Annotated in this window: 8 protein-coding genes; 4 read left to right on the top strand and 4 right to left on the bottom strand. The window is 69.9% G+C overall.

Features of this window, described 5'->3' with window-relative positions; translation table 11 throughout:
* The first annotated feature begins 3 nt into the window (after positions 1-3).
* On the top strand, positions 4-927 hold the full coding sequence (locus tag ABT061_RS45850; RefSeq protein ID WP_350929996.1) for an ornithine carbamoyltransferase: 924 nt from the start codon (positions 4-6) through the stop codon (positions 925-927).
* A gap of 46 nt (positions 928-973) precedes the next feature.
* Positions 974-1,912: a dTDP-glucose 4,6-dehydratase gene (rfbB, locus tag ABT061_RS45845; RefSeq protein WP_350929995.1), complete on the top strand. Its 939-nt coding sequence runs from the start codon at positions 974-976 to the stop codon at positions 1,910-1,912.
* 1 nt (position 1,913) lies between these two features.
* Here the strand turns inward: rfbB and ABT061_RS45840 are convergent, their stop codons facing one another.
* The 4 genes from ABT061_RS45840 to ABT061_RS45825 form a co-directional block, all read right to left on the bottom strand.
* Entirely contained in the window at positions 1,914-2,597 is a 684-nt protein-coding gene (locus ABT061_RS45840) for a response regulator (protein WP_350929994.1), read from the bottom strand.
* Positions 2,594-3,754 (bottom strand): histidine kinase, encoded by a 1,161-nt coding sequence (locus tag ABT061_RS45835; RefSeq protein WP_350929993.1) that lies wholly within the window; start codon positions 3,752-3,754, stop codon positions 2,594-2,596. The genes ABT061_RS45840 and ABT061_RS45835 overlap by 4 nt, the downstream gene beginning before the upstream one ends.
* A 77-nt stretch (positions 3,755-3,831) precedes the next feature.
* On the bottom strand, positions 3,832-4,797 hold the full coding sequence (locus tag ABT061_RS45830) for a sulfotransferase domain-containing protein (RefSeq protein WP_350929992.1): 966 nt from the start codon (positions 4,795-4,797) through the stop codon (positions 3,832-3,834).
* A 13-nt stretch (positions 4,798-4,810) separates the two neighbouring features.
* The gene (locus ABT061_RS45825; protein WP_350929991.1) at positions 4,811-6,496 is read right to left on the bottom strand and encodes a carbamoyltransferase N-terminal domain-containing protein; all 1,686 of its coding nucleotides are present in this window, start codon (positions 6,494-6,496) and stop codon (positions 4,811-4,813) included.
* A gap of 394 nt (positions 6,497-6,890) precedes the next feature.
* Here ABT061_RS45825 and ABT061_RS45820 point away from each other — a divergent pair, with 394 nt between their 5' ends.
* On the top strand, positions 6,891-8,120 hold the full coding sequence (locus ABT061_RS45820; RefSeq protein ID WP_350929990.1) for a methyltransferase domain-containing protein: 1,230 nt from the start codon (positions 6,891-6,893) through the stop codon (positions 8,118-8,120).
* A gap of 101 nt (positions 8,121-8,221) precedes the next feature.
* The coding region (locus ABT061_RS45815) for a methyltransferase domain-containing protein (RefSeq protein ID WP_350929989.1) at positions 8,222-8,982 on the top strand (761 nt) is incomplete at its 3' end.

Raw genomic sequence — 8,982 nt, 5'->3', positions numbered from 1 at the left:
GCCATGGTCGGTTCCCGTGATGTGATCTCGCTGCGCGACCTCAAGGACGCCGACATCGAGTCGATCGTCCAGCGCGGCGTCGACCTCGCCGCGGACCCGGAGGCGCACGACGCCCCGCTGCGCGGCCGGATCGTCGGCGTCTACTTCAGCAAGACCTCCACCCGCACCCGGACCTCCTTCACCACCGGCGCGCTGCGGCTCGGCGCGCAGGTGATCACCTACGGGCCCGGCGACCTGCAGCTCAACACCGGTGAGACGTTGGAGGACACCGCGAGGGTGCTCGGTGGCATGCTGGACGGCCTGGTCATCCGTACCGCCGGGCCGCAGCGGGAGATGCGGACGTTCGCCGAGCACTGCCCCGCCGTCGTCAACGCGATGAGCGCCGAGGAGCACCCCACGCAGGCCCTGGCCGACCTCACCACGATGTCGGCCAGGTTCGGCCGTCTCAAGGGGCTGCGCGTGCTCTACGTCGGTGAGGGCAACAACACCGCGGTCGCGCTCGCCTTCGCGCTCTCCCGGTTCCCCGGTGTCGAACTGGAGTTCCGCACTCCCCGCGGGTACGGCCTCACACCGGACGTGCTCGCGGAGGCGGCCGCGCTGGCCGCGCGATCCGGCGGCAGTGTCCGTGAGAGCCACGACATGCTGTCGCTGCCCGCCCAGGTCGACGTCGTCTACACCACCCGCTGGCAGACCACCGGGACCAGCAAGCCCGACCCGCGATGGCGGCAGGTCTTCGCACCGTTTCAGGTGGACGCGTCACTCATGTCCCGTTACCCGGACGCCTGCTTCATGCACGACCTGCCGGCGCATCGCGGCGAGGAGGTGACCGCCGAGGTGCTGGACGGCCCGGCGAGTATCGCCTTCGAGCAGGCGCGTAACAAGCTCCACAGCGCCATGGCGGTGCTGGAATGGTGTCTGGCCCGGTAGCGCGTGTCCTCTGCGCCCTACCCAGACAGAAAGGTGTGTCTCGCTCATGAGAATCCTCGTCACCGGCGGTGCCGGGTTCATCGGGTCCCATTTCGTCAGAACCACCCGGGACGCCCGGATCACCGTGCTCGACCGGCTCACGTACGCCGCGGACCTGGCCAACCTGGAGGGGGTGCCGCACGATCTCGTTCAGGGCGACATCTGCGACGCCGAACTGCTCAGCCGGGTGGTCCCCGGCCATGACGTCGTGATCAATTTCGCGGCCGAGTCACACGTCGACCGGTCGATCGAGGGGGCCGGCGAGTTCGTCCGCACCAACGTGCTCGGCACCCAGACGCTGATGCAGGCCTGCCTGGACGCGGGTACGCCGAGGGTCGTCCAGGTCTCGACGGACGAGGTGTACGGGTCGATCGAGACGGGCTCCTGGGACGAGGACGCCCCGCTGAGCCCGCGCTCGCCGTACGCGGCGGCCAAGGCGGGCGGCGACATGATCGCCCGCGCCTACGCGATCACGCACGGGCTGCCGGTGTCGATCACCCGGTGCGGCAACAACTACGGGCCGTACCAGTTCCCGGAGAAGGTCATCCCGCTCTTCGTCACCAACCTGCTGGAGGGCAGGAAGGTTCCGCTGTACGGCGACGGCGGCAACATCCGCGACTGGATCCACGTCGACGACCACTGCCGGGGCATCCGCCTGGTCGCCGAACAGGGCGAGCCCGGCGAGGTCTACCACATCGCGGGCACCGCCGAGCTGACCAACCTGGAACTCACCCAGCGGCTGCTGGACGCGCTGGAGGCCGACTGGACCATGGTCGAGCGGGTGACCGACCGCAAGGGTCACGACCGCCGCTACTCGCTCGACGACACCAAGCTGCGCGCTCTCGGCTACCGGCCGCTGACCGCGTTCGAGGACGGCCTGGCGGAGACCATCCGCTGGTACGCCGACAACCCCTCCTGGTGGAAGTCCAAGCGCGCCGCCGGCTGAGTCACCGCGGGTCGTCGAGCAGGCCCGCGTCGTGGACGAGCAGCGCGATCTGGACCCGGTTGTTGAGGTCGAACTTGGTGAGGACGCTGGACACGTGCGTCTTCACCGTGGCCAGGCTGAGGTGGAGCATGGCGCCGATCTCGGCGTTGGACCTGCCCTGCCCGACCGCGATGGCCACCTCGCGTTCCCGGTCGGCCAGCTGGGCCAGTCGCTCCCGCGCCCGGGTGCGGCGCTCGTTCTCGCCGTCGTCGGCGACCCGGGCGATGAGGCGTCGCGTCACGGCGGGGGAGAGCACCGGGTTGCCCAGGGTGACCTGGCGCACCGCGGCCACGATCTCCGCGGGCGGGGTGTCCTTGAGCAGGTAGCCGGCCGCTCCCGCGCGCAGCGCGCGCAGGACGTGGTCGTCGGCGTCGAAGGTGGTCATCACGATGACCTCCGGGGCGCCGGGGCGGGCGCGGAGCTCCCTGGTCGCGGTAAGCCCGTCCATGACGGGCATCCGGATGTCCATCAGGACGACGTCGGGGCGATGCCGGGCGGCCATCGAGAGCGCCTCGCTCCCGTCGCCCGCCTCCGCGACGATGCTGAGATCGGGCGCGCCGCCCAGCATCATCACCAGCCCGGCGCGTACCAGGGGGTCGTCGTCGACGATGAGCACGCCGACCTGCCGCGGCTGCTGGGAGGTCATACCGGCCAGGGTAGCCAGGCCGACAGGCACCAGCCACCTTCGGCGGTGGGCCCGTGCTCCAGTCGCCCGCCGATCAGGGCGACCCGTTCGGCCAGGCCGACCAACCCCTGCCCCGAGCCCTCACCGGGAGCGGGGGCAGGGGCGGGAGCGGCCGAGGAAGGGGCGTCGGGCGCGGAGTTGCGCACCTCGATCGAGAGCCACTGGCCGGGCGTCCCCGTCGTGTGCACCCACACCTGTGCCCCGTGGGCGTGCTTGCGGGCGTTGGTGAGGGCCTCCTGCACGATCCGGTAGGCGGTGCCGGCGCTCCGGCCGGGAACGCTCCCGGGAACCTCCTGGGTGAGGTTCACCCGCATCCCGGCCCGCCGGGACTCGGCGGCGAGCTCCTCGATGTCGGTCAGGGAGGGCTGTAACAGCTCGCCGACCGGAGCCCGCAGCACGCCGATGGCCTCCCGCAGGTCCTGCAGCGCCTGATGGGCGCTCTGCCTGATCACCTTGGCCGCGCGGGCGATGTCCTCCGCGGGGGCGTCCGGCCGGAACTCCAGCGCGCCCGCGTGCACGCTCAGCAGGGACAGCCGGTGCCCGAGGACGTCGTGGATCTCCCGGGCGATCGCCTCGCGGGCGCGCTGCTGGGCCTCGGCCTCGGCCCTGGCGGCGCTCTCCCGCAGCGACAGCACGAGCCGGCGCCGGTGGTGCACGAAGAGGCCCCAGCCGGTGGCGGAGCCCTGGGCCGCGACCCCCAGCAGGAACAGCACCTCGCGCGGCGTGCCGACCTCCTGCCTGACCACGGCGTAGACCAGCGCGGCGAGCAGGCTCAGTGTGAAGACGGCGAACGTGGTGCGCGCCGCCCGGTGCACCGCCACCGTGAACAGCGCCACCAGCATCGCGCCCGCGACCAGCTCGGAGAAGGCCGACAGGACGACGAGGGCCAGGGCCAGCTCGACCGGATGGCGCCGCCGTATCCACAGCGCGACGCAGCCCAGCACGCCGATCACCTGGTCGAGCTGGAACACCCAGGGCACCACGTCCGGGGCGGGCATCTGCAGGCGCTGGGCGGCCGTCATGATTCCGAAGGCCGCCGCGAAGAGGAACAGTCCGATGTCCACGAGCCAGTCGCGTACGCTGCGCCGGGACGTGGGTGACACGGCGAATTCATCCATCCCGGGTAAGTCTAGGACGCGGCACGGGGGCCTGGCGGCGGTGCGGCTGGCATCGCCGCCGGCCGGGGGATCTCGCCTCACTCGTAGCCGTACTGCTCCAGCAGGTCACCGAACTGCTCGTTGAACCTGGCCAGGTTACGAGCGGTGAACCGCTCCTGCCAGCCGCCGCTGCGGCCCTTGTAGAAGCTCCACGAGTCGGGGTTGTAGACCCGGCCCGCGACCTCTTCGGCGTCCCGGTCGGAGCCGAGATGGCGCAGCACCCGGTTCACCGCGTCGAGCTGCCGCTCGCGGGAGCCGCCCCCCTGTGGTCCGACCAGGTCCTCGTACCGCACCTTGCAGACCTTCGGGTGATTGAGCAGCCAGAGCGCCTTCTCGAACTGGTCCCGGCCGAGGAACGACCGGTCCCGCAACGCGTAGTCGATCTTCTCTTCCCAGGTGGGCTTGCTGGCCAGGATCGCACTGAAGATGTCGGCCTCGAAGAAGTTGCCGTACCCCTCCCTGGTCCGTCCCTCCAGAAAGTTGATCATGGAGACGACGGCGTCGCGCGGGTCACGGTAGTTGAAGATGAGCGGCGGGTTCGCGGTCTCCACCCACTCGCTCAGGAAGGTGCCGTCCACCCGCTCGATGTCCAGCTCGTGGAAGATCCAGCACAGGCCGGGCGGGGTGTCGGCGAACCGGCTGTAGGACAGGTGCGGGTTGGTGGCGAGCCCTTCGGCGAACTCGTACCTGGTGCGCCCGTACCGGTTGACCACCCGCTGGCCGAGCTGGCGCTGCCAGTGCCAGACCATCGTCCCCCAGAGCTCCTGGGCGCGCTCGGCGAACGCCTCGGTGCCCTGAAGTTCGAGGAACTCGTCGTAGTCGAGCTTGGAGAGGACCTGGGCCGCGATGGCCTTGCTCTGCTCCTCGTCGAACACGGGCACGGTGTGCGGCGCGGGCCGGGGCACGCCGACCATCTTGAAGCCCAGCTCCAGCATGAGTTCCTGCATCAGGTGGGTCCCGCTCTTCTGCAGCGAGATCACCATCGCGCGCGGTTCTCGGGTCATGTGTCCGGCTCCTTCACTCGCTGCCGTTGCGGACGCGGCGGTACAGGACGCCGTCGCTCCAGATGATGTCGATCCGGCCCCAGCGCATCGCGGAGACGACGTCGGGGAAGAACCCGCTCCCGCTCAGACCGGCACTCGTGCCGCACAGCACCGGGATCCCGCTCCACTTGTGGTACTCGCGCAGGATGGTGGTCAGCGTCGGATCGTCGTCCACGCTGACCGTCTGCACCCGGGTCGTGCCGTCCAGGTGCTGGACGGCGGGGATCCGATCCACCCACTCCGGGCGGAGGCGGTGCTCGAACAGCGCGTACGGGTCCGGCGTCCCCGGATCGAACACCTTCCGCGCGTGGTCGGCCAGGCATATCGGGGTGACCGGCCGGTGCCCGTCGCGCTGCTTCACCTCGTTCAGCAGCCGGCGCATGCCCGGATCGACGGCGGGGGCCAGGATGCTGCGCGACCCCAGCGCCTGCGGGCCGAGCTTGGCCCGTCCGCTGAGCACGATCGCCGGCTTGCCGGTGAGGTGCAGCAGGCGGGCCAGCTCCTCCGGCCGGCACGGCGACACCGACCAGTCCGAGGGCAGGTGCGGGTGGCGGACCGGCGCGGGGCCGGCCCGCAGGTTCCACTCGAGCGGGCGCAGACCGTCCGCGCGGCCCAGGTGGGCCGCCGCGGCGCCGATCGCCGATCCCGAGTCGTCGGGGAAGGGCGGCACCCACATCTCGCGGATCGCCGGCTCCGCACGGAGCGCGGAGTTCCACTTGGTGTTGAGCGCGCAGCCGCCCGCGAAGCACAGGTTGAACGGCCCGTCTCCCCGCGCCCGCATCCGCGGCACCAGCCGCTCGATGAGGAGCTTCTCCACGAAGTCGTGCAGGCCGGCCAGGACGTCGGCGTCGCCGACCCCCAGCCGGTCCATCCGCTCGCGGAGCTCGCCCAGGTAGGCGTGCACGTACCGGTGGGACGGCTCGGCGGCGCCGCCGCAGCCGACGACCGCCTGCCGGTACTCCCGCGCCCGAGGCGTGTCCGCCTCGAAGTGCTCGTGGAACAGCGTGCGGAGCACCGCCTGGATCTCGTCCTTGACGGTGCCCATCGCGATGTACGCCATGAGGTTCCCCGCCGCGTGGGGGCCGGGTTCGCCCTCCCCGCTCTCCCGGGGAAACGGTCCGAAATGCTGGGTGGCCATGGCGTACACGTCGCCGATGAGCGGGAACAGCGCGCCGTCGGCCTCGATTCGCCCGCCCTCGTCGACGTGGTAGAGCCGTGGGAAGGCGTCGCCGTCCCACACCAGGACCATGGCGGGCTCGCCGCGCAGGGCGAACGGGCTCGTGCAGTAGGCCGCCGCGATATGGCTCGTCACATGCGGATAGCTGGTATATGGTCTGGACTTCCCGCCCAGCAGGACGGTGCCCCGGTGGCCGGGCAGGGCGGGGTCGGGCGCCGACCCCGTCTCCAGGTACGGCGCCACCTCGACATCCAGCACCCGACCGCTTTTCGTGCCCGCCCAGCCGTCGACCACCCATTCGTCGACGTCGTCCACGTCGTATCCCCGGTCGGCCAGTAATTTCGGCAGGGTTTCCAGGTCCTGGACGCCGCTATAACGCGGGTTGTTGTCCAGTTGCTGGATCTCGATATTGAACTCGAGCCTGCCATCCCGGATCAGGGCGAGGCCGCCGCTCTTGGTCAGCTTGAGCCCGGCAGTAATCATCGGTCTCCTCCGCATTCGTCGCGCGGTTGCGCCGTGCCTGCCATTGATAGCGAATTAACAACGCAAAATGCTAGACGGCCGTCGGCGGGTGGCACCGCAGGGCGATCCCGTCGTACCAGATAAACCCCGATGTGAACCGCCTCTTCGTCCCGCTGGCGGGACAGCGAACCGGCCCGACTTCCGGAAATTAAATCAGTTCCCTGCCTGCTCAAGAAAGGCGAAACACCATCGCCACAGGGTGCTGTGGGAACGAAGTGTTTGCCGAAAGAGCATTGCTTGCGGAAACTTGTACGGAGCGATTCCCTGTTCCTTGGCCGAGGACACCGCGGATGAGTCCGCCCATTGACACTCGGCCCACTCAACTCGCCGTCGGTTTGGTCAGTCAGGAGCTCATATGCCGAACACATCCCAATGCCGCGTGTGCGGTGGCACTGTTCATGAGTTTTTCGACTTCGGGCGCCAGCCGTTGTCCGACGCCTTCCTCGCCCCCGGCTCCGACCTCGGTCAGGAGTTCTTCTTCCGCCTCGCCACCGGCCTCTGCGAGGCGTGCACGATGGTGCAGCTCATGGAGGAGGTGCCGCGGGACCGCATGTTCCACGAGGAGTACCCGTACTACTCCTCCGGGTCGGCCTACATGCGCGACCACTTCGAGGGGCTGGCCAAGCGCCTTCTCACGACCGAGCTCACCGGCGAGGACCCGTTCATCGTCGAGGTGGGGTGCAACGACGGCGTGATGCTCAAGGCGCTCGCGGAGGCCGGCGTCCGGCACCTCGGCGTGGAGCCTTCCGGAGGTGTGGCCGACCTCGCCGCCGAGAAGGGGATCAGGGTCCGCAAGTCGTTCTTCGAGGAGTCGACCGCGAAGGAGATCCTCGCCGCGGAGGGGCACGCCGACGTCATCTACGCGGCCAACACGCTCTGCCACATCCCCTACATCGGGTCGGTCCTGTCCGGCGTCGCCGCGCTGCTGGCGCCGACCGGGGTGTTCGTCTTCGAGGACCCCTACCTCTCCGACATCGTCGAACGGACCTCGTTCGACCAGATCTACGACGAGCACTTCTTCTTCTTCACCGTGCGGTCGGTCGGCGCGATGGCCGCCGCACACGGGCTGGAACTGGTGGATGTGGAGCGGCTCCCGGTGCACGGCGGGGAGGTCCGCTACACGCTGGCTCCCGCCGGGTCGCGGCAGCCGTCCGCCGCGGTGGCCGAACTGCTGGCGGAGGAGGACGCGCGCGGGCTCGGCGAGATGGCCACGCTGCGCCGGTTCGGCGAGAACGTGCTGAAGATCCGCGAGGACCTCACGTCACTGCTGCGCCGCCTTCGCGACGAGGGGAGGTCGGTGGTCGGGTACGGCGCCACGGCGAAGAGCGCGACCGTGACGAACCTCTGCGGCATCGGGCCCGACCTGGTCTCCTTCGTCTGCGACAGCACCCCCACCAAGCAGGGGCGGCTCACCCCGGGTACGCACATCCCGGTGCGGACGCCCGCGGACTTCTCACGGCCCTACCCCGACTACGCCCTGCTGTTCGCCTGGAACCACGCCGAGGAGATCATGGCGAAGGAGCAGGAGTTCCGGGACGCGGGCGGCAAGTGGATCCTGTACGTCCCGGACGTGCGGATCGTGTGACCCCTCCCCGGCCCGCGAGCCGGGACCTTTCCCGCCTGTACCGGCTCGCTGAACGCGACGGTCGTGTCGCCTTCGCCGATGCCCGCTTGAAGGAGAGCTTGATGACCGCACACGCGACCGGATTCGGCCCGTCCTCCGACGGCACGGGGCTGTCCGCCGACATCTTCAACTCCACCGTGGCCGGGTTCGCGATCGCCGCCGCGTGGGAGGTGGGCGCGTTCGACGTCCTGAACGACCGCGGCGTGATCGACGTCCCCGCGTTCTGTGAGAAGCACAACCTGCATCTGCCATCCATGCGGAGCATGTTCGCCGCGCTCGGCTCGGCCGGCGTGGTGGTCCGCGACGACGAGGACACGGTGCGTGCCGGGTCGGCGTTCGCCGAGGTCTACCGGGACAAGGCGTTCTTCCACTGGCTGACCATCGGCTGCGCCGAGCTGTTCGCGAACATGCCGGGCATCGTCCGCAACGAGAACAGGGTCGGTGGTTTCTACCGGCGCAACGCCGTGGCCATCAGCTACGCCTGCAAGGACATCAACCGGCATTCGTTCGACCCGGTCTTCTGGGAGGCGATGGAGGCGCTCGACTTCGACTTCGGCACCGTCGCGGACCTCGGGTGCGGCAGCGGCGGGCGCCTGGCGCAGATCGCGAGCCGCTATCCCAACGTCCAGGGCATCGGGATCGACATCGCGCCCGACGCCCTCCGCGACGCCGCGGAGAACGTGGCCGCCGAGGGCTTCGGCGGGCGCTTCGACTTCATCGAGGCGGACGTGCGCGACCTGGCTCCGGACCCCCGCCTGGAGAAGGTGGAGGTGCTCACCTGTTTCATGATGGGCCACGACTTCTGGCCGCGAGAGCGGTGCGT

Origin of the sequence: Streptosporangium sp. NPDC002544 (assembly GCF_040295965.1) — a bacterium.
In the GTDB taxonomy this organism is placed as follows: domain Bacteria; phylum Actinomycetota; class Actinomycetes; order Streptosporangiales; family Streptosporangiaceae; genus Streptosporangium.
This window is presented reverse-complemented; position numbering and strand designations above follow the sequence as displayed.

Excerpts from the sequence above, each read along its gene's own strand:
- ABT061_RS45850 (WP_350929996.1), top strand. The coding sequence starts at position 4 with ATGGTCGGTTCCCGTGATGTGATCTCGCTGCGCGACCTCAAGGACGCC.
- rfbB (WP_350929995.1), top strand. The coding sequence starts at position 974 with ATGAGAATCCTCGTCACCGGCGGTGCCGGGTTCATCGGGTCCCATTTC.
- ABT061_RS45840 (WP_350929994.1), bottom strand. The coding sequence starts at position 2,597 with ATGACCTCCCAGCAGCCGCGGCAGGTCGGCGTGCTCATCGTCGACGAC.
- ABT061_RS45835 (WP_350929993.1), bottom strand. The coding sequence starts at position 3,754 with ATGGATGAATTCGCCGTGTCACCCACGTCCCGGCGCAGCGTACGCGAC.
- ABT061_RS45830 (WP_350929992.1), bottom strand. The coding sequence starts at position 4,797 with ATGACCCGAGAACCGCGCGCGATGGTGATCTCGCTGCAGAAGAGCGGG.
- ABT061_RS45825 (WP_350929991.1), bottom strand. The coding sequence starts at position 6,496 with ATGATTACTGCCGGGCTCAAGCTGACCAAGAGCGGCGGCCTCGCCCTG.
- ABT061_RS45820 (WP_350929990.1), top strand. The coding sequence starts at position 6,891 with ATGCCGAACACATCCCAATGCCGCGTGTGCGGTGGCACTGTTCATGAG.